The following is a 20,442-nucleotide window of genomic DNA, read 5'->3' on the forward strand; positions in this document are numbered from 1 at the left end:
CCTGGACCGCCAAAACCTTACTTGGTGAGAACGAAGCCCTTGAGCTTGGCGAATGCCTGGTCCAGCAAAGCCTTTTGCTGTTCCTGGTGCAGGTGGGCGTAACCCACTGCGGGCGAAGCGGATGCAGGACGACCTGCATAACCCAGCTTCTGACCTTCGGCCATGTTCTCGTGGATGTAGTGCTGCACGAAGAACCAGGCACCCTGGTTCTGCGGCTCGTCCTGACACCACACCAACTCGCTCAGGTTGGGATACTTCTTCAGTTCTGCGGCGAAAGCCTTGTGCGGGAAGGGATAGAGCTGCTCCACACGGACGATGGCCGTGTCGAACGCCTTCTTGTCGGCACGCTTCTTGACCAGGTCGTAGTAGACCTTGCCCGAGCAGCAGATCACGCGCTTGACCTTGCTTGCGTCGATGGCTTCATCGACCTCACCGATCACGGTGCGGAACTCGCCACGTGTGAACTCGATCAGCGGCGACGTGGCGTCCTTGTTACGCAGCAGCGACTTGGGCGTCATGATGACCAGCGGCTTGCGGAACATGCGCACCATCTGACGACGCAACACGTGGAAGATCTGGCTGGCCGTGGTCGGCTGCACGATCTGCATGTTGTTGTCGGCGGCCAACTGCATGAAGCGCTCCAGGCGGGCTGAGCTGTGCTCGGGGCCTTGGCCTTCGTAGCCGTGCGGCAGCATCATCACCAAGCCGTTGGCACGGCCCCACTTCACTTCACCCGAGGCGATGAACTGGTCGATCACCACCTGGGCGCCGTTGGCGAAGTCGCCGAACTGGGCTTCCCAGATCACCAGGCTGTTGGGGTCCGAACCGGCATAGCCGTATTCGAAGGCCAGCACGGCCTCTTCCGACAGGATGGAGTCGATGACAACGAACGGTGCCTGGTTGTCGGCCACGTTCTGCAGGGGCACATAGATGCCTTCGTCCCACTTCTCGCGGTTCTGATCGTGGATCACGGCGTGACGGTGGGTGAAGGTCCCGCGACCGCAGTCTTCACCCGACAGACGCACCGGGTAGCCCGAGGCCACCAGAGAAGCGAACGCCATGTGCTCGCCCATGCCCCAGTCCACATTGACCTCGCCACGGCCCATCGCAGCGCGATCGGCGTACACCTTCTTCACCAGTTGGTGTGGCGACACGCTTTCCGGCAGCGTGGTCAGACGCTCGGACAGACGCTTCCACTCGGCGAGCGGGATCGCGGTGTCGCCACCGTCGGTCCACTTCTTGCCCAGGTAAGGCGACCAGTCCACCGCGTGCTTGCGTTGGTAGTTGGTCAGCACCGGGTCAATGGTGTGACGGCCTTCGTCCATGGCAGCGCGGTAGGCCTTGGCCATGTCATCACCCAGCGTCGCACCCATGCCTTGGGCAGACAGCTTGTCGGCATACAGCTTGCGCGTGCCAGGGTGAGCCGCGATCTTCTTGTACATCAAGGGCTGGGTCAGGCTCGGGGTGTCCTGCTCGTTGTGGCCCAGCTTGCGGAAGCAGATGATGTCGACGACCACGTCCTTGCGGAAGGCCATGCGATATTCCAGAGCCAACTCGGTCGCAAAGACCACGGCTTCCGGATCATCACCGTTGACGTGCAGCACCGGCGACTCCACACCCTTGACGATGTCCGTGCAATACAGGGTGGAGCGCAGGTCGCGCGGGTCAGAGGTGGTGAAACCGATCTGGTTGTTGATGATCAGGTGGACCGTGCCACCGGTGGTGTAACCACGGGTCTGAGCCAGGGCCAGGGTTTCCTGGTTCACGCCTTGACCGGCGAAGGCCGCGTCGCCGTGCACCAAGATCGGCAGCACCTGATCCGCGCGATGGTCACCACGGCGGTCCATGCGGGCGCGCACCGAGCCTTCGACCACCGGGTTCACAATTTCCAGGTGAGACGGGTTGAAGGCCAGCGACAGGTGAACCGGGCCGCCACGGGTGGAGACGTCGGAGCTGAAGCCTTGGTGGTACTTCACGTCACCGGCAGGCAGGTCTTCCGGCGCGGTGTGTTCGAACTCGGAGAACAGTTCCTTGGGCTGCTTGCCCAGGGTGTTGACCAGCACGTTCAGGCGGCCGCGGTGGGCCATGCCGATCACGATCTCCTGCACGCCCTTCTCGCCAGCGCTCTGGATCAGTTCGTCCATGGCAGCGATGAAGCTTTCGCCACCTTCCAGCGAGAAACGCTTCTGACCGACGTACTTGGTGTGTAGGAAACGCTCCAGACCTTCGGCGGCCGTCAGGCGATCGAGGATGTGCTTCTTCTTCTCAGCCGAGTACGTGGGCTTGGAGCGCACGCTTTCCAGCTTTTCCTGCCACCAGCGCTTTTCGCCGGGGTCAGTGATGTGCATGAATTCAGCACCAATGCTGCCGCAGTAGGTTTCGCGCAGGGCCTGCACGATCTCGCGCAAGGTCATGTGCTCGGCCTTGGTGAAATACGTGTTGGTGGCGCTGAAAGAGATTTCCTTGTCGGACTCGACGAAGCCGTAGAAGGTCGGGTCGAGTTCGGGGATGTTCGGGCGTTCCTGACGCTTGAGCGGATCGAGGTCCGCCCAGCGGGAACCGAGGAAGCGATAGGCAGCAATCAGGGACTGAACGTGCACCTGCTTGCGGGCCACGGCCAAGTCAGCAGAGCTGGTCTTGACCATGAAGGCGTTGGCCTTGGCGCGCTGAGCGAAGGACTCGACCACGGGGGCATGGGCCACATCGCGCTGGTCGGTACCGTCGCTGGCGGGGACGTTCTGGAGGGCGTCGAAGTAGGAGCGCCAGTTGTCTGGCACGGAACCGGGGTTGTCGAGATACGCCTCGTACAACTCTTCGACATAGGGGGCGTTACCCCCGAACAGGTACGAGTTCGACCTGAACTGCTGCATCATTTCGCTCACCTCACTCTCAGGTTTCCTGAGACATTGGCTGGTTGATAAAACCTTCCGCGACACGGCTTGACCGGTTGGCGGATTGCGACCCGCCTTGCTGACTGCTTGGAGACCAAATCGAGCAAGGGCGACGGGAAGGGCCGTAAAGAAGTGGTCAATGTAGCACCGATGACGATTCCGTGCTGCCACGTCGGGCAAAACTTTTCAACCCTCGTCCAAAGGGGCAAACACTCCACACATTGAACCAATGAAAAAGCCGGGACAAGCCCGGCTTTGATGCGAAAAACGTCGAGAATCAACCGAAGTTCTTGGCGGCGAAGTCCCAGTTCACCAGATTGTTCAGGAAAGTTTCCACGAACTTCGGACGGGCATTGCGGTAGTCGATGTAGTAGGCATGCTCCCACACGTCGATGGTCATCAGGGCGGTGTCGCCGGTGGTCAGCGGCGTGCCGGCCGGGCCGAAGTTGGCGATGTCGACCGAACCGTCGGCCTTCTTGACCAGGAAGGTCCAACCGGAGCCGAAGTTGCCCACGGCCGACTTGGTGAAGGCTTCCTTGAAAGCGTCGTAGCTGCCGAACTTGGCATTGATGGCGTCAGCCAGCTTGCCGGTCGGTGCGCCGCCGCCATTGGGCTTCATGCAGTTCCAGAAGAAGGTGTGGTTCCAGACCTGGGCGGCGTTGTTGTAGATGCCACCGCTGGACTTCTTGACGATCTCTTCCAGCGACAGAGCTTCAAACTCGGTGCCGGGGATCAGGTTGTTCAGGTTGGTGACGTAAGCCTGATGGTGCTTGCCGTAGTGGTACTCGAAGGTCTCGGCGCTGATGTGCGGAGCCAGAGCGTCTTGAGCGTACGGCAGTGGGGGAAGCGTATGTGCCATGGTGCTGTTCCTCTGATGGATGGGTGGTGAAATCGATCACGATTGTAGGCACAGCTGAAACAGACTCCAGCATGTGGAAGCATGGCCCGTCACGGCGCAGGGCTTATGCGCGTTTTCGTGGCTGCAGGTGCGTGGTTCTCGACACGGGTCTCGGCGCTCGTGACGCGCAGTTGCAACAGGCCGTCCGCCAGCGTTGCCGACACCGCCTGCCCCACCTGCACTTGCTCGACGCCGGTGACGGCGTGGCCGTCCGCGTCCGCCAGCCAGGCATAGCCGCGCTCCAGCACGCGCTGGGGGCTCAAGGCCTCAAGCCGATCGCCACGCGCCTCCAGGCGCACCTGTGCCTGGGCCAGCTGACTGGCCGCCGCACGCATCAGGCGGGCCTGCAACACCGGCAAAGCCTGCCCCTCCCCCTGCACGCGCCGCTGGCAGGCGGCCAGCATGCGGTGCTCGGCCATGTGCAGGCGCTGCCCATGCTGCCCCAGCAGTTGGGAGGGGCGCGTCAGGCGAAACGCAGTCTGGTCCAGACGCTGCGCCTGGCCGTCCAGGCGTCGCCCCACCCGGTGTGACAGGTGTTGCGCCAGGGCATCCAGTTGTGCCAGTGCGTCGCCGCGATCGCGCGCCACCATCTCCGCCGCTGCCGTCGGCGTGGGCGCACGCAGGTCAGCAGCAAAGTCCACCAGCGTGACGTCGGTCTCGTGGCCCACCCCACTGATCACCGGCACCGGACACCCCGCCACAGCGCGCACCACCCGCTCGTCGTTGAACGACCACAGGTCTTCCATGGAGCCGCCACCGCGACACACGATGATCGCATCCAAGGGCGTGCCGCCATGGTGCGCCAAAGTCAAGGCTGCCAGCGCCTGCACCAACTGCGCGGGCGCCTCAGCCCCCTGCACCGCTGCCGGCGCCACCACCACCTCGACGTGCGGCACACGCCGCGCCAGGGCCGTCAAAACATCGTGCAAAGCGGCCGCCGCCAGGGAGGTCACCACACCGATGCGACGCGGGTAGCTCGAAATCGCGCGCTTGCGGGCCGCATCAAACAGCCCCTCGACCTCCAGTTTGGCCTTCAAACGCAGAAACTGCTCGTACAAGGCGCCCGCACCCGCCCGCTGCAAGCCTTCCACCACCAGTTGCAACTCGCCGCGCGCCTCGTACACCGCCAGGTTGCCGCGCGCCTCCACCAGCATGCCCTCCGCGGGCTGAAAGTCCACCTGCGACAGCGCGCGCCGGAACATCGCACACCGCAAGGAGGCCTGACCGCGCTCGTCCTTGAGCGTGAAGTAACCATGCCCACTGGCCGCGCGCGTGAAGCCACTGATCTCGCCGCGCACCACACACCCAGCAAAACGCGTCGTCAGCGTGTCGCCGATGGCCTGCACCAAGGCCGCCACCCCCCAGACCCTTGCCAGAGGCCGTTCGGCCGGCTCACCCCAGCGGCTCACCGTCGGCTCCCAGCGTCTTGCCACAGCGAGACAAGTCCACAGAGGGGCACATACCCCCACAGGCACCCTTCACCCAGGAAAGGCCGCCCCAGCAATGTCGTAAGTTGTTGATTCATATATGTTTTATGGTGCTTAAAAATGAAGCAACCTAAGGATTGGCACGTGTTTTCGGGGCAATGGCGCCACGACCCACGGCTTACCCACAAAGTTATCCACAGGATCAGTGGATGACTCCGGCGGGCGACACGGGGAAATCCAGGGGATGAAACAGCGCGTCACCGTGGCCCGAGAGGCGGATTTTCCAGCCCATAATCAGCGCTTCACCATGTCCGCCCACGAACGCGTTCACAGGGAGTCTTTCGTTGTTGTCGATCTTACAAGCTGCCGGCTGGCCCATCATCCCGCTGCTCCTCTGCTCCATCCTGGGCCTCGCCCTGATCGTCGAACGCTTCCTGAGCCTGAGGGCCAGTCGCGTCACCCCCCCCAACCTCGTCGATGAAGTAATCACCGTCACGCGCGGCAGCCTGCCTTCGGCCGACACCCTCGACAAGCTGGCCGACAACTCCGTGATGGGGCAACTGCTGGCCGAAGGCCTGAGCGCGGCCGTCGCCGACCCACGCATCAGCGAAGACAAACTGCGCCTGGCCTTCGAAGCCGGCGGCCGCAAGGCGGTGCACCAGATGGAGCGGTACCTCAACGCCCTGGGCACGATCGCCAGCGCTGCCCCGCTGCTGGGCCTGCTGGGCACCCTGATCGGCATGATCGAGATTTTCGGCTCCACAGGCGGCGCCAACGGCGTGGGGGCAGACCCCACCGCGCTGGCACACGGCATTTCCGTCGCGCTGTACAACACCGCCTTCGGCCTGATCGTGGCCATTCCGGCCCTGATTTGCCACCGCCACTTCCGCACGCGCATCGATGGCTACACCATGGCCATGGAAGAGGCCGCCGAGCGCATGCTGCAACACCTGATGCGCCTGCCTGGCAAGCGCAACGGCGCCTGAGGCCCCGCAGCCATGGCGATGAACTTCCGCAGGCGGCGCCCGCCCGAAGACCCCGAGATCAACCTGATCCCCTTCATCGACGTGCTGTTGGTCATCCTCATCTTCCTGATGTTGACCACCACTTACTCGAAGATCAGTGAACTCAAGATCAACCTGCCCACGGCCAATGCGCAAGCCAGCAAATCGCGGCCCGCAGAAATCGTGGTGCTGGTGGCCGCCGATGGCCGCTACATGGTCAACCAGCGCATGCTGGCGGGCCGCGGCATCGAAACACTGGCCGCCAGCTTGGCCCAGGCCGCCGGCAACGCCAAGGACACCGTGATCATCATCAACGCCGACGCCCAGGCTTCGCACCAGAGCGTGATCAACGTGATGGACGCGGCCCGGCGCGTGGGCCTGACGCAATTGACCTTCGCGACGCAAGGCCAGCACGACGGCGCAGCCACCGCTGCCCCCTGACCCCATGGCGCCCTCATCGGGCGCCTTTTGCCCATGAGTCGCCTCGCAGAGCACCTCAACCGCGCCTGGTTGCACCGCGGCCTTCTGGCCTGTGCGCTGTGGCCAGCCTCCTTGCTGATGTCGGCACTCGTGCGCCTGCGCCGCTTCGGATTTCGGCGTGGGTGGTGGCCCTCGGTACGCCTGCCGGTGCCGGTTCTGGTGGTGGGCAACCGCATCGTCGGGGGCGCCGGCAAAACCCCCACCACCCTGGCCATCTTGCAACACCTGCAAGCACGGGACCTGCGCCCGGGTGTGCTGACCCGTGGCTACAAGGCCAGCCCAGATGCCCCGGCCCATCGCCTGCTCGATGCGTCCACCGAAGCCTCGCTGAGCGCCACCGAAACCGGCGACGAGCCCCTGCTGATCTGGCGCCGCACGCGCGTGCCCATGGCGATCGGCCGCGACCGCGCGCAAGGTGGACTGGCCCTGCTGGCCGCCCACCCCGAGCTCGACATCCTGGTGTGTGACGACGGCTTGCAGCACCTGAAGTTGCAGCGCGACATCGAAGTCATCGTGTTCGACGAACGGGGCCAGGGCAACGGCTGGCTGCTGCCCGCCGGCCCCCTGCGCGAGCCCATCGACAGCCCTGACACGCCTGGTCTGCAGGCCCCGCCGTTGGTGCTCTACAACGCCGCACACGCCAGCACCCCCCTGCCCGGCTTCCTTGCCGAACGCCGCATGGCCTCGTTGCGCAGCCTGGCGCAATGGTGGCAATCACCCGATGCCGATAGCTCCCCCGCTGCCCGCCCACCACAAGCCGGCGACACCGTGCTGGCCCTGGCTGGCATTGCCCAACCCCAGCGGTTTTTCCACGCACTGCAAGAGCTCGGCTACATCGTGCAAGGCATCGCGCTGGCCGACCACGCCGACTTCACGCAGCTGCCCTGGATGGATGCCGCCGTGGACCTGATCGTCACCGAAAAAGACGCCATCAAGCTCGACCCGACCCGACTGCAGCGCGAGCGCCCCCTCACACGGGTCTGGGTCGCGGGGCTAGACTTCCACCCTGAGCAAGCCTTCTGGGCCCAACTGGATGCGGTCCTGAACCGCCTCCCCCTCCATTCCACGCGCGCCTGCCCTCCCGCAGCGCCCTCACCTGACTGACCCTGTCATGGACACACGCCTCATCGAACTGCTGGTCTGCCCCATCTGCAAAGGCCCCCTGCATCGCCCGCTGCAGACCGACTACCTGATCTGCCGCGCCGACCGTCTGGCCTTCCCCATCCATGACGGCATCCCCGTGATGCTCGAAAACGAAGCCCTGCCCCTGGACGACCAGGACATGCCAGTCGTGCCGAGCGCCACGCCGGAGGCCTGAGCATGGGCTTCACCGTCCTGATCCCCGCCCGACTGGCCTCCACCCGCCTGCCAGACAAGCCCTTGGCTGACATCGCCGGGCTGCCCATGGTGGTGCGCGTGGCCCAGCGCGCCGCGCAGAGCCAGGCTCACCAGGTCGTGGTGGCCACCGACAACGACCGCATCCAGGCGGCCTGTGAGGCCCACGGCATCCGCTGCGTCATGACCCGCGCCGACCACCCCACCGGCAGCGACCGCCTGGCCGAGGCCTGCGAGTTGCTCGGCCTGGACGGTGACGACGCCGTGGTCAACGTCCAGGGCGACGAGCCCCTGATCGACCCGGACCTGATCAACGCCTGTGCCTCGCAACTGGCCCTGCGTCCGGATTGCGTGGTCAGCACGGCGGCTCACCCCATCGAAGACCCGGCCCACTTCAGCAACCCGAATGTGGTCAAGGTTGTCACCGATGCGCAGGGCCGGGCGCTGTACTTTTCGCGCGCGCCGATCCCCTGGTGGCGCGATGCCCCCGTCGCGGGCCAACCGGCTGCTGGCGCCGACACCCCCCTGCGCCACATCGGCATCTACGGCTACCGCGCCGGTTTCCTGCGCCGCTTTCCGCAACTGCCGGTGAGTCCGCTGGAACGCCTGGAGTCGCTGGAACAGCTGCGTGTGCTCTGGCACGGTGAACGCATCGCGGTGCACGTCACCCCACAAGCCCCTGGCGCAGGCGTCGACACGCCTGAAGACCTCGCCCGCGTACGTGCCCTTTTTGGTGCATGAACGACGAGGTCTTGTACAAGACTGTGCGCATGCCCCACCTGAGCGAGGGGGCATGCGTGATATCCTTCAAGGCTGTTAACGCAGCCCGATCCCCCTCGGGCCGCAGCTTCATCGGACACCGAGGACTTACATGAGACTGATTCTGTTGGGCGCGCCCGGCGCCGGCAAAGGCACGCAAGCGGCCTTTCTGTGCCAGAAATTTGGCATTCCGCAGATCTCGACGGGTGACATGCTGCGTGCCGCCGTCAAGGCTGGCACCGAGATGGGCCTCGCCGCCAAAAAGGTGATGGACGCTGGCGGCCTGGTCAGCGATGACATCATCATCGGCCTGGTCAAGGAACGCATCCAGCAAGCCGACTGCGCCAACGGCTTCCTGTTCGATGGCTTCCCCCGCACCATTCCTCAAGCCGAAGCCATGAAGGCCGCCGGCGTGAAGATCGATTTCGTGCTCGAAATCGACGTACCCGACAGCTCGATCATCGAGCGCATGAGCGGTCGCCGTGTCCACGTGTCTTCCGGTCGCACCTACCACGTCGTGTTCAACCCGCCCAAGGTGGCAGGCAAGGACGACGTCACCGGTGAAGACCTCATCCAGCGTGACGACGACCAGGAAGAAACCGTGCGCAAGCGCCTGGACGTGTACCATCAGCAGACCCGCCCCCTGGTGGACTACTATGGTCAGTGGGCCGCCACCGGCGACGCCGAGGCCCCCCAGTACCGCAAGATTGCCGGTCTGGGTTCGGTCGACGAGATCACGGCGCGTGCCCTCGAAGCCCTGAGCAAGTAAGCTTCCCTTCAGCCTGTTCTCAGGCTGACCGCAACGGCCCCGCCGCCCTGTCGCGTCGGGGCCGTTGCGTTCTGGACTCCTGATCTCCCCCACCTGCCGCTGTCGTGATTCCCCAGTCCTTCATCCAAGACCTGCTCGCCCGCACCGATGTCGCCGACATCGTAGGCCGCTACGTCACTTTGAAGAAGGCCGGCATCAACTACAAGGGCCTGTGCCCCTTCCACGGCGAGAAAACGCCCAGCTTCATCGTCAGCCCTTCGCGCCAGACCTACCACTGCTTCGGCTGTGGGGTGCATGGCAACGCACTGGGCTTCCTGATGGAATACGGTGGCCTGGGCTTCGTCGACGCCGTCAAGGACCTGGCCCAGATGCAGGGCATGCAGGTCCCCGACGAAGACATCAGCCCGCAAGAGCGTGAGCGCCAGAAACAGGTCAAGGAAAAGCAGACCTCGCTGACCGATGTGATGGCCACCGCGGCCCAGCACTGGAAACAGCAGCTCAAGAAAAGCCAGCGCGCCATCGACTACCTGAAGGCCCGCGGCCTGAGCGGCCAGATTGCCGCCCGCTTTGCCCTGGGCTACGCCCCCGACAGCTGGCGCGGCCTGGCCAGCGCCTTCCCGAAGTACGACGACCCGCTGCTGGTCGAGTCCGGCCTGGTCATCAGCCACGACCCGCAGGAGGGCGAGACCGAAGGCAAGCGCTACGACCGCTTCCGCGACCGGATCATGTTCCCGATCCGCAACCCGCAAGGCCAGGTCATCGGCTTTGGCGGGCGCGTGCTCGACAAGGGTGAGCCCAAGTACCTGAACTCGCCCGAGACCCCGGTGTTCGTCAAGGGTCGCGAGCTGTACGGCCTGTTCGAAGGACGCGCGGCCCTGCGCAACAAGGGCTACGCCATCGTCACCGAAGGCTATATGGACGTGGTGGCGCTGGCGCAGTGGGGTTATGGCAATGCCGTCGCCACCCTGGGTACCGCCTGTACGGCCGAGCACGCGCAAAAACTGTTCCGCTTCACCGACCAGGTGGTGTTCAGCTTCGACGGTGACAGCGCCGGACGGCGTGCGGCCGGACGCGCGCTGGAAGCCGTGCTGCCCCACGCCACCGACACGCGCCGCATCAGCTTTCTCTTCCTGCCGGCCGAGCACGATCCGGACAGCTACATCCGCGAGTTCGGGCCCGACGCCTTCGAGGCCTGCATCAAGAAGGCGGTGCCGCTGTCGCGTCAGGTGCTGGAGCACGCCAGCGCCGACTGCGACCTCGACAGCGCCGAAGGCCGCGCCCGCTTGCTGGTGCAGGCCATTCCGCTGATCGCGCAGTTCCCCGATGGGGCGCTCAAAGGCCTGATCGCCGACGACCTTGCCCAGATGGCCCGCACCGCGCCCGAAGAGGTTCGCCGCCGCATTGCCGAGCACCAGCCACCCACGACCCGCAACGCTGGGCAGCCGCCCCGCGCCGGTGGCGAGCGCACGCGCAGCGTCGACGGTGGCCCGCCCCCGTTCGAACAGGACGAAGGCGCACCCGCCGGCCCCATGGACGACCGGCACATCCCCACCTTCGAGCCCGATGGCGGCAACGAGGCCTGGGCCGACGTCTACGCCGAGCAGGTCGAGGTCGCTTACACCCCGCCGGAGCCCACCCGGCGCCGCGACGGCCAGGCCTGGAAGCCCTGGAAGAATGGCGGCAGCTCCCGTTGGCAAAGCCGGGGCAGCCCAGTGGTGCAACGGCCCGTGCCCCAGGCCGCCACCCCGCTCGACCGCATCGTGTGGGCCCTGATCTCGCACAGCGACTTCTGGGAACAACTGCCCAGCGCCACCCAGGACCTGCTGTGCGACCAGGCCGCCCCCTACGGCGAGTTTTTCCGTTGGCTGGATCACACCGTGCTCAACCACGGCCCTCAGCCCCGCGACGAGCTGACGCGCCAGATGACAGCCGAGCCGGGTGAAGCCGGACATCACGCCGAAGCGGCCCACTTCAAGGCCCTGGCGCGTCGCATCGCCCATTTCCACGAACTGCCGGACGATCAGGACACCGTGACCAGCCTGATCAACCTGATCCGCCCCCTGGAACTGGTCGCCCTGAGTGAAGAGCTGAAGATGCTGCTGCAATCCGGAGAGGAACTCTCGGAGGCCGCCGAAGCTCGAAAAATGGAGTTGATCCGCCTGACCAACCAGATGAAGCTTGAAATCAGCCAGCACCGCCCCATATCTGGGTGAGGACCGCCGGACGCCGCCTGACGCCCCTCGTTCTTGCCCCCAATTTTTGACGCTCTCCATCGCTTGCGCGATAATGGAGGGTTGGACAAGCCCCTGCAATCTCTCCCGAGGAAGCGCATGACCGCGAAAAAAGCCGCGAAATCCGCCGTGACGACAGCCACCCCCGACACCGACGTGCCAGAGAAGAAAGTCTCCAAAGTCGCGCGTGTCGCCAAGGCCGTGGACGCCGCCACCGCTGAATCCGCCGCCGCTGAACCCAAAAAGCGTGGTCGCAAGCCCAAGGCTGCGGCAGGTGCCGACGCGCCAGCCGCCAAGAAATCGGCCAAGAAGGCCGCCTCGTTTGACGAGGATGATGTTGGTGACATCGAAGCCGAACTCGAAGGCGAACTCGACGCCACCGAGGCCGAAGCGGCTGCCGAGGCACCCGCGGGCGACGACAAGCCCAAGGCCAAGCCCCTGCGCATGAAGGTCTCGCGCGCCAAAGAGCGCGCGCTGATGCGCGAGTTCGGCATCGACGACACCACGCTGACCGAAGAAGAAGTCAACAAGCGCCGTCAGGACCTCAAGACCCTGATCAAGCTGGGCAAGACCCGTGGCTTCCTGACTCACCAGGAAATCAACGACCACTTGCCTGAGAAGCTGGTCGAAGCCGAAATCCTCGAAGCCATCATCTCCATGTTGAACGACATGGGCGTGGCGGTGTACGAGCAGGCCCCTGACGCGGCCACGCTGCTGATCTCCAACAGCGCGCAGTCCACGGCCACCGAAGAGGAAGCCGAAGAAGCCGCTGAAGCCGCCCTGTCCACGGTGGACTCCGAGTTCGGCCGCACGACCGACCCGGTGCGCATGTACATGCGCGAAATGGGCACGGTCGAACTGCTGACCCGCGAAGGCGAAATCGAAATCGCCAAGCGCATCGAAGGTGGCCTGCAGGCCATGATGCTGGCCATCTCCGCTTCGCCCACCACCATCGCCGAGATCCTGTCGCTGGCCGACAAGATCCGCGCCGGTGAATCGCCCATCACCGAAGTGGTCGATGGTTTCGTCGCTGCCGACGAGGCCGATGACTATGTGGCCGAAGAAGACTTCGACGAGTTCGACGAAGAAGACGATGACGACGGCAATGGCGGCTCCAAGGCGCTGACCAAGAAGCTCGAAGAAATGAAGAACCAGGCCCTGGTCAAGTTCGACGCCCTGCGTGTGAACTTCGACAAGATGGCCAAGGCCTTCGAGAAGGACGGCTACAAGTCTGCGGCTTACAACAAGGCCCAGGAAGCCATCAGCCACGAACTGATGACCATCCGCTTCACCGTCAAGATCATCGAACGCCTGTGCGGCCTGCTGCGCAGCCAGGTGGACGACGTGCGTCGCTCCGAGCGCGAACTGCGCAAGATCGTGGTCGACAAATGCGGCATGGCGCAAGACCAGTTCATCAAGACCTTCCCGCCCAACATCCTGAACCTGGAATGGGCCGTCAAGGAATCGCAAGCCAACAAGCCGTACAGCGCCGTGATGGGCCGCAGCCTGCCGGCCATCCAGGAACTGCAGCAAAAGCTGATTGACCTGCAGGCCAAGGCCGTCGTGCCCATTGAAGATCTGAAACTGATCAACAAGCGCATGAACGAAGGCGAAAAGGCCTCGCGCGATGCCAAGAAGGAAATGATCGAGGCCAACCTGCGTCTGGTGATCTCGATCGCGAAGAAGTACACCAACCGTGGCCTGCAGTTCCTCGACCTGATCCAGGAAGGCAACATCGGCCTGATGAAGGCGGTGGACAAGTTCGAATACCGTCGCGGCTACAAGTTCTCGACCTACGCGACATGGTGGATCCGTCAGGCCATCACGCGCTCGATCGCCGACCAGGCCCGCACCATCCGCATCCCGGTTCACATGATCGAAACGATCAACAAGATGAACCGCATTTCGCGCCAGCACCTGCAGGAATTCGGCTTCGAGCCCGATGCCCCGACGCTGGCCGAGAAGATGGAGATGCCGGAGGACAAGGTCCGCAAGATCATGAAGATCGCCAAGGAGCCGATCTCCATGGAAACCCCGATCGGCGACGACGACGACAGCCACCTGGGCGATTTCATCGAGGACACCAACAACACCGCCCCGATCGAGGCGGCGATGCAGGCTGGCCTGCGTGATGTGGTCAAGGACATCCTCGACAGCCTGACGCCGCGCGAAGCCAAGGTGCTGCGCATGCGCTTCGGCATCGAAATGTCCACCGACCACACGCTGGAAGAAGTGGGCAAGCAGTTTGACGTGACCCGCGAGCGCATCCGCCAGATCGAAGCCAAAGCGATCCGCAAGCTCAAGCACCCCTCGCGCTCGGACAAACTGCGGACCTATCTCGACAATCTGTGATTCCGGGCAAAAGCCCTTGTGCCCCTCGCACCACAAACCCGGCCTCGCGCCGGGTTTTTTCATGCATTGCTGCTAAATTCACACTTGATAACGTGCTTTCTTCACGCCTGACGCCACGCTCCTTGACCGAGACCACACCTCATGGGTAACACGACGGAAAGAGCCATTCTGTTTGCCGATCTGCGCAGCAGCACGGCGCTCTACCTCAAGCTGGGCAACAAGGAAGCCGCTCGCCTCGTGACCCACAGCCTCGCGCTGCTCGGTCAGATCATCGAGGGCGCGGGGGGGCGCGTGGTCAAGACACTGGGTGACGGCCTCATGGCGGTGTTCGACAACGCCGAGCGCGCGGTCGAGGCCTCGACCTCGCTACACGAATCGCTGGAGCGCATCGTGCCGGGCGAAGGTGCACACGCCTCGAAAGACGGCGCCGTCAAGCTCAAGGTGGCCATTGCCTGGGGCGAAACCATCGAGGTCGATGGTGATTGTTTCGGGGATGCGGTCAATGTGGCGGCGCGCCTGCTGGACCTGGCCGGTGAAAGCGAAACCCTCACCACGGCCGAGCTGTTGCGCCAGCTGCCCTCCGACCACCTCGACCGCTTCCGCAGCATCGACAAGCTCTACCTGCGCGGGCGTCAGGAGCCCGTCTCGGTGGTGCGCATGGAGCGCAGCCGCTTTGGCGACACCATGTCCACCGTGGTGTTCGACACCCTGCCCTCTGACATGCCCGACGGCATCCGCCTGGTCTGGATGGGCGCAGAGCGGGTGTTTTCCACCGCCAGCATGCCGGTGATCCTGGGGCGCAGTCCTCAGGCGCAGTTCTGTGTGAGCGACGCCCGTGTGTCGCGCTCGCATGCACGCATCGAATCGCACAGCGGCCAGCTCTACCTCAGCGACCTCAGCTACAACGGCACGCACGTGAAGTTCGACCATGACGACCAGGTGATGACCTTGCGACGTGGCACCTGCACGCTGCACGGCAGTGGCGTGATCGCGCTGGGCGCACCACCTCACGACCCCAGCAGCACCCAGATCCGCTTTGATGTGCTGAGCTTCTCCGACACCCTGCCGCAGTACTGACCGTGCGTTCCGTGCCCAACCCACTCTCACGCCCCGGCCTTGTCCTGAGCCCGTTGGCATGAGTTGGTCTGGCCCCATCACCCCCGAACACACCCGCGTGGCCCTGCTGCAGGCCACACGCCTGCTGGAAGCGACCGAGACTCCACCCGCCTTCGCGGCGCTGGTGCGCTTGGCGGCCATGCAGACGGGCAGCCCGCTGGCCGCCATCCACCTGATCGACGCCCACTGCGTGCAACTGCTGGCGGGCGTGGGGACACTGCCGAGGCGGCAAAGCCGTGAGCACGCTCTGAGCACACAAGCTCTGGCCCACGATGGTGCCTGGCAGGCACCCGACACCCGTGCGCTGGCGCGCCCCCCTCACCTGCCGGCCGATGCCTGGCCTGCGGCCTATGCCGGGCACCCGCTCGTCGTCGAGGGACAGACCCTGGGTGCACTGTGCGTGATGGACACTGAGGCCCGCCCGTGGAGTGCGACGCACCTGGCTGGCCTGGCCGACGTGGCCTGCGCGACAAGCGCCCTGCTGACGGCGGAATTGAACAAGCAGCGTGCCCGCCGCATGGATGCCCGGGTGCGCACGGCCAGCCTGGCTGGCCACGACTGGCTGTGGGAGACCGACCGGGACAGCAGGCTGGTCTGGGTCTCAAGCAGCATGGTGCAGCACCTGGGTCTGGATCCGGAGTACGAGATCGGCTGCAAGGGCGTGGACTTCTACGAGCCGCTGCCCGGGGAAGAGTACGCGAAACAATGGGCCCAGTTCCAGGAAGCCCGCTCGCGCAGAGAGCCTTTCAGCAATGTGCTTGGACAGCGCAACACCCCCAGGGGCCGCGTGATCATCAGCATCAGCGGTTTACCGGTCTTCGACCGTCAGGGCACCTTCATGGGCTACCGTGGCTCCAACCGCGATGTCACCCGGCAGGTGCAGACCGAGATGGAGATGCGCCACGCTCAAGAGCAATTGCTGGCCCAACAAGCCGAGCTGCGTGACAGCGAGGCACGCCTGAGTGCGGTCCTGCACGCCCTGCCCGACATCTGGTTTGTACTCGACGAGTCCAACCACTACGTAGATGGGCATGACGCCCACCCGCTCCTGATCCGCCCCATCGAGGAGCTGCGCAGCCACGCCATCGGGCACGAGCTGCCGAAGGAGGTCGCATCGCTCCAGCAGGCGGCGATCGAGCGTGTCCGCAACACCGGACAGCCGCAGCGGCTGGAGTACGAGTTACAGACCAACGACGGGGTCCTGCGTCATTTCGAAGCCCGCCTGGTCCCCATGGGCAAGAAGCAGGTCCTGTTTGTGGCGCGCGACATCACGCCCCTCAGGGAGGCTGAGCAAACGCTGCGCGGCAAGCAAGCCGCAGAAGCCGCCAACGCGGCCAAGAGCGCCTTTGTCTCGCGCATGAGTCACGAGATCCGCACCCCGCTCAATGCCATCAGCGGCTTCGCCCAGTTGCTGCAGCACCAACTCGCACCCTCGGGCGACAGTGCGGGGCACCTCGGCTATGTCCGCCACATTCTGGATGCCAGCGAGCACCTGACAGCCCTGGTCAACGATGTGCTGGACCTTCAGCAAATCGAGACAGGCTACCTCCAGTGCCTGAGCGAAGAGCTGAATCTGTCGGACATCGTCCAGCGGGGCATCAGCATGCTGGGGCCCTTGGCCCAACGTCACCGCATCACCTTGCTGCCCGAGATTGCCCCAGGCTGCCGGGTGCGCGCCGACCGCCAGCGCCTCAGCCAGGTCGTGATGAACCTCGGCTCCAACGCCATCAAATACAACGCACCGGGTGGCCTGGTGCGCTTCACGGTCGACACCCTGGACGCGGGGCGTCTGACGCTGCACATCGAAGACAACGGACCAGGCATGAGCGAGGCGCAACTCACGCGCCTGTTTCAACCCTTTGAAAGACTGGGCAAAGAAATGTCCAACGTCGAGGGGTCAGGCCTTGGCCTTATCATCACCCGGTCGTTGGTCGAGGCCATGGGCGGTGAACTGCAGATCCACAGCCGCCCGGGTGTGGGCACCCGCGTGAGCATCACCTTGAACCGAGGCGTGCCTTCGCAGGTGTCCGAGCCGGCTTCTGACGCCGACGCCCCCCTGTCCGCAGACAGATCACCCCAACCGCCCATGCAGCCCACGTCAGACTTGCCAGATCAGGCCCCGCTGCAGGTCCTGTATGTCGAAGACAACCGCATCAATGCCATGTTGTTCGAGGAAGCGCTGCGCCCCTACGAGCAACTGACGCTGACGGTGGCCGAGGACGGGCAGTCTGCGATCGATCTGGTCGCCCAAGGTACACCAGAGGTGCTGGTGCTCGACGCCCACCTGCCGGACATGGATGGGCTGGCCCTGCTGAAAGCCCTGCGCGCCTTGCCGGGCCTGACGGACGTGCCCGCCTACATGTGCTCGGCCGACGCCATGCCCGAGGACATTGCCCGCGCCAAGGCCGCCGGCTTCACCGGGTACTGGACCAAACCCATCGACATCCGTCAGATCACCACCGAGCTGACCCAACTGGCCCATCACAAGAAGTCCCCGCCATGAGCACCCAGCCAGAACCTGCTTTTCGCCACGGGCAAGAACCCCGCACCGGCGTCTTGCTTGTCAATCTCGGCACACCCGAGGCCCCCACAGCCCCTGCTCTGCGTCGCTACCTGGCTCAGTTTCTGAGCGACCCGCGCGTCGTCGAGATCCCACGCCTGTTGTGGAAGCCCATCCTGCACGGCATCATCTTGCGCGTGCGGCCACGCAAATCGGCGGCGAAGTACGCCAGCATCTGGACGCCGGAGGGCTCGCCGCTGCGCGTCTGGACCGAAAAGCAAACGAAGCTGCTGCAGGGTTTCCTGGGCGAGTTGGGTCACCAGGTGCTGGTGCGCCACGCCATGCGTTACGGCGAGCCGGCCATTGGCAAGGCCCTGAGCGAACTCAAGGCCGAGGGCGCCACGCGCATCCTGGTCGTGCCCTTGTACCCGCAGTATTCCGGCGCCACCACCGCCAGCGTGATGGACGAGGTGTTTGCCTGGGGCCGTCAAACCCGCCTGCTGCCCGAACTGCGTCACATCAACCGTTTCCATGACGACGCCGGCTATCTGGATGCGCTGGCCCAAAGTGTGCGCCGCCACTGGCAGGAGAACGGCCCACTGGGCGATCAGGGCAAGCTGCTCATGAGCTTCCACGGCATGCCACGTCGCACGCTGGATCTGGGTGACCCTTACCACTGTGAATGTCTCAAGACCGGACGCCTGCTGGCCGAGCGCCTGGGGCTGAGCCGAGAGCAGTACGTGGTCACGTTCCAGAGTCGTTTTGGCAAGGCCAAGTGGCTCGAGCCTTACACGGAGCCGACGCTGCACGCGCTGGCCAAAGCGGGCACGGCACGGGTGGATGTGGTCTGCCCGGGCTTCGTCTCAGACTGCATTGAAACCCTGGAAGAGATCGCGATGGAGGGCAAGGCGGCCTTCCTCAACAGTGGCGGCAAGACCTTCCATTACATTCCCTGCCTCAACGACCAGCTGGACTGGATGCGTGCCTTGAGCCAACTGGTCGAGCAGCATCTGCAAGGCTGGCCCACGCGCAAGGAACAGCTCCCGTCGGCCGATGCCCTCAGCCGTCAGCGGGATCGCGCGCTGGCTGCCGGCGCCAAAGACTGAGCCCGCACAGCCGGCGCGTCGTCACCTCACCCCTGAGGTGAGTCGTCGGTCAGGTCGGGCTCGCCCGGCAACAAGGCCTGCGTCTGCGCGTCCGGCATGGCTTCGACCTGTTTGAGTGCCCGACCCATGACGCGGGTGCGCGTCTCGACCGACGAGATCGTATTGCTGGCTTCGTCCAGCTTCTTGCGAGTCTTGGCCAGCACGTCGCCAAACTTGCCGAACTCGGTCTTGACCGCGCCCAGCACCTGCCAGACCTCGGACGATCGCTTCTCCAGCGCCAGGGTGCGAAAGCCCATCTGCAGGCTGTTGAGCGTGGCAAGCAAGGTGGTCGGGCCCGCCAGCATCACGCGGCATTCGCGCAGCAGGGCCTCGACCAGCCCCGGGCGGCGCAAGGCCTCCGCGTACAGGCCTTCGGTGGGCACAAACAGAATGGCGAAGTCGGCCGTATGCGGCGGGGCCAGGTACTTGTCGCGAATGGTTTTGGCTTCCTGGCGCAGGCGCACTTCCAAGGCCTTGGCCGCCGCTTCCACGCCCGCCACATCAGCCTTGTCTTGCGCCTCCAGCAAGCGTTCGTAGTCTTCGCGCGGGAACTTGGCGTCGATGGGCAACCACACCGGCGCGCCATCGGCCCCGCCCTGGCCCGGCAGGCGAATGGCGAACTCCACCCGTGCGCCGCTGCCCGGCACGGTCTCGACGTTGACCGCGTACTGATCGGGCGTGAACACCTGCTCCAGCAGGCCGGCCAATTGCACCTCGCCAAAAATGCCGCGGGTCTTGACGTTGTTGAGCACGCGGTTGAGCGAGCCCACATCGCTGGCCAGTCTCTGCATGTCGCCCAGGCCGCGGTGCACCTGCTCCAGGCGCTCGGCAACCTGCTTGAAGCTTTCGCCCAGGCGGGCCTCCAGCGTGGCGTGCAGCTTCTCGTCCACCGTCTGGCGCATCTGCTCGAGCTTCTTCTCGTTGTCGGCCTGCAAGGCCTGCAAACGTGTCTCTACCGTCAGTCGCACCTCGCCCAGGCGGCGCTCGTTGGCGTCCGAGAGCACGCGCAATTGCTCTGCGACCCCCTCCCCCAGTCGGCGCAACGCGGCCTCCTGGGCTTCGGTGAACCGTGCCAGGCTCAGGGACTGAGCTTCACGCAAGGCCAGCCCCTGCTGAGACTGCTGCTGCATGCTGTCGCGCTGGCTGTCCGCGAGCGACTGCTGGAAGCCCGCCAGCTGGACCCGGAAGCTGTCGAGCTGTTCGTTCTGAGTGCGCGTGGTGTCGCCATGGTGCGCCAGCGTGGTCTGCTGGAACAGGGCCAGCGATGCAGCCAACTCCTGACGGGTGCCGACAGCACTGCGTGCGACCTCGTCGCGCACCTCGCGGCTCAGCTGTTCCGAGCGCTGCCGCCACTCCGCCCCCAGATCAGCCCCCAGTTTCGCGAGCGCCTCGTCATCGGAGCGGGCCGGCTTCAGGGCCAGCCACAACAGCAAGGCCAAATTGAGCAGCAAGAGCGCAAGGGTGATCCAGTTCATGACCACGATTGTGTCAGAGGCCTGCACATGAAAAAGGCTGCCCGCAGGCAGCCTCGGTGT

The 20,442-nt window shown here is 64.8% G+C and carries 15 protein-coding genes; 11 read left to right on the plus strand and 4 right to left on the minus strand.

The window, feature by feature from the left end:
• Nucleotides 1–17 precede the first annotated feature (17 nt).
• The 3 genes from RBT42_RS00905 to xseA form a co-directional block, all read right to left on the minus strand.
• Nucleotides 18–2,873 (minus strand): 2-oxoglutarate dehydrogenase E1 component, encoded by a 2,856-nt coding sequence (locus tag RBT42_RS00905; RefSeq protein WP_320361893.1) that lies wholly within the window; start codon nt 2,871–2,873, stop codon nt 18–20.
• A 295-nt stretch (nt 2,874–3,168) separates the two neighbouring features.
• Entirely contained in the window at nt 3,169–3,750 is a 582-nt protein-coding gene (locus tag RBT42_RS00910; protein ID WP_320361741.1) for a superoxide dismutase, read from the minus strand.
• A gap of 89 nt (nt 3,751–3,839) precedes the next feature.
• Complete coding sequence (gene xseA / locus RBT42_RS00915) at nt 3,840–5,198, minus strand: exodeoxyribonuclease VII large subunit (protein ID WP_413785825.1); 1,359 nt, start codon at nt 5,196–5,198, stop codon at nt 3,840–3,842.
• 362 nt (nt 5,199–5,560) lie between these two features.
• On the opposite strand from xseA, the gene RBT42_RS00920 reads away from it, so the two are divergent.
• The 11 genes from RBT42_RS00920 (at nt 5,561) to hemH (ending at nt 18,868) form a co-directional block, all read left to right on the plus strand.
• The gene (locus RBT42_RS00920; protein ID WP_320361744.1) at nt 5,561–6,202 is read left to right on the plus strand and encodes a MotA/TolQ/ExbB proton channel family protein; all 642 of its coding nucleotides are present in this window, start codon (nt 5,561–5,563) and stop codon (nt 6,200–6,202) included.
• An 18-nt stretch (nt 6,203–6,220) separates the two neighbouring features.
• Nucleotides 6,221–6,661, plus strand: coding sequence for a biopolymer transporter ExbD (locus tag RBT42_RS00925; RefSeq protein WP_320361894.1), 441 nt, complete (start codon nt 6,221–6,223; stop codon nt 6,659–6,661).
• Nucleotides 6,662–6,694: 33 nt separating this feature from the next.
• The gene (gene lpxK / locus RBT42_RS00930; RefSeq protein WP_320361745.1) at nt 6,695–7,804 is read left to right on the plus strand and encodes a tetraacyldisaccharide 4'-kinase; all 1,110 of its coding nucleotides are present in this window, start codon (nt 6,695–6,697) and stop codon (nt 7,802–7,804) included.
• A 7-nt stretch (nt 7,805–7,811) separates the two neighbouring features.
• Nucleotides 7,812–8,018, plus strand: a complete 207-nt coding sequence (locus tag RBT42_RS00935; RefSeq protein ID WP_320361746.1) for a Trm112 family protein — start codon at nt 7,812–7,814, stop codon at nt 8,016–8,018.
• Nucleotides 8,019–8,020: 2 nt separating this feature from the next.
• A complete protein-coding gene (kdsB, locus tag RBT42_RS00940; RefSeq protein ID WP_320361747.1) occupies nt 8,021–8,776 on the plus strand; it encodes a 3-deoxy-manno-octulosonate cytidylyltransferase in 756 nt (251 codons plus the stop codon).
• Nucleotides 8,777–8,906: 130 nt separating this feature from the next.
• Nucleotides 8,907–9,563, plus strand: a complete 657-nt coding sequence (gene adk, locus RBT42_RS00945) for an adenylate kinase (protein ID WP_320361749.1) — start codon at nt 8,907–8,909, stop codon at nt 9,561–9,563.
• A 104-nt stretch (nt 9,564–9,667) separates the two neighbouring features.
• Nucleotides 9,668–11,776, plus strand: a complete 2,109-nt coding sequence (dnaG, locus tag RBT42_RS00950) for a DNA primase (protein ID WP_320361751.1) — start codon at nt 9,668–9,670, stop codon at nt 11,774–11,776.
• Between the two features lie 117 nt (nt 11,777–11,893).
• A complete protein-coding gene (rpoD, locus tag RBT42_RS00955) occupies nt 11,894–14,146 on the plus strand; it encodes an RNA polymerase sigma factor RpoD (RefSeq protein ID WP_320361752.1) in 2,253 nt (750 codons plus the stop codon).
• Between the two features lie 141 nt (nt 14,147–14,287).
• Complete coding sequence (locus RBT42_RS00960) at nt 14,288–15,223, plus strand: adenylate/guanylate cyclase domain-containing protein (protein WP_320361753.1); 936 nt, start codon at nt 14,288–14,290, stop codon at nt 15,221–15,223.
• A gap of 58 nt (nt 15,224–15,281) precedes the next feature.
• Entirely contained in the window at nt 15,282–17,765 is a 2,484-nt protein-coding gene (locus tag RBT42_RS00965) for an ATP-binding protein (RefSeq protein ID WP_320361755.1), read from the plus strand.
• Complete coding sequence (gene hemH, locus RBT42_RS00970; RefSeq protein ID WP_320361756.1) at nt 17,762–18,868, plus strand: ferrochelatase; 1,107 nt, start codon at nt 17,762–17,764, stop codon at nt 18,866–18,868. Before RBT42_RS00965 ends, hemH begins: the two co-directional genes overlap by 4 nt.
• A 26-nt stretch (nt 18,869–18,894) precedes the next feature.
• Here hemH and rmuC read toward each other — a convergent pair whose 3' ends face one another.
• Nucleotides 18,895–20,382: a DNA recombination protein RmuC gene (gene rmuC, locus RBT42_RS00975; RefSeq protein WP_320361757.1), complete on the minus strand. Its 1,488-nt coding sequence runs from the start codon at nt 20,380–20,382 to the stop codon at nt 18,895–18,897.
• Nucleotides 20,383–20,442 lie beyond the last annotated feature (60 nt).

The organism is Aquabacterium sp., from assembly GCF_034003525.1.
Lineage (GTDB): Bacteria > Pseudomonadota > Gammaproteobacteria > Burkholderiales > Burkholderiaceae_C > Aquabacterium.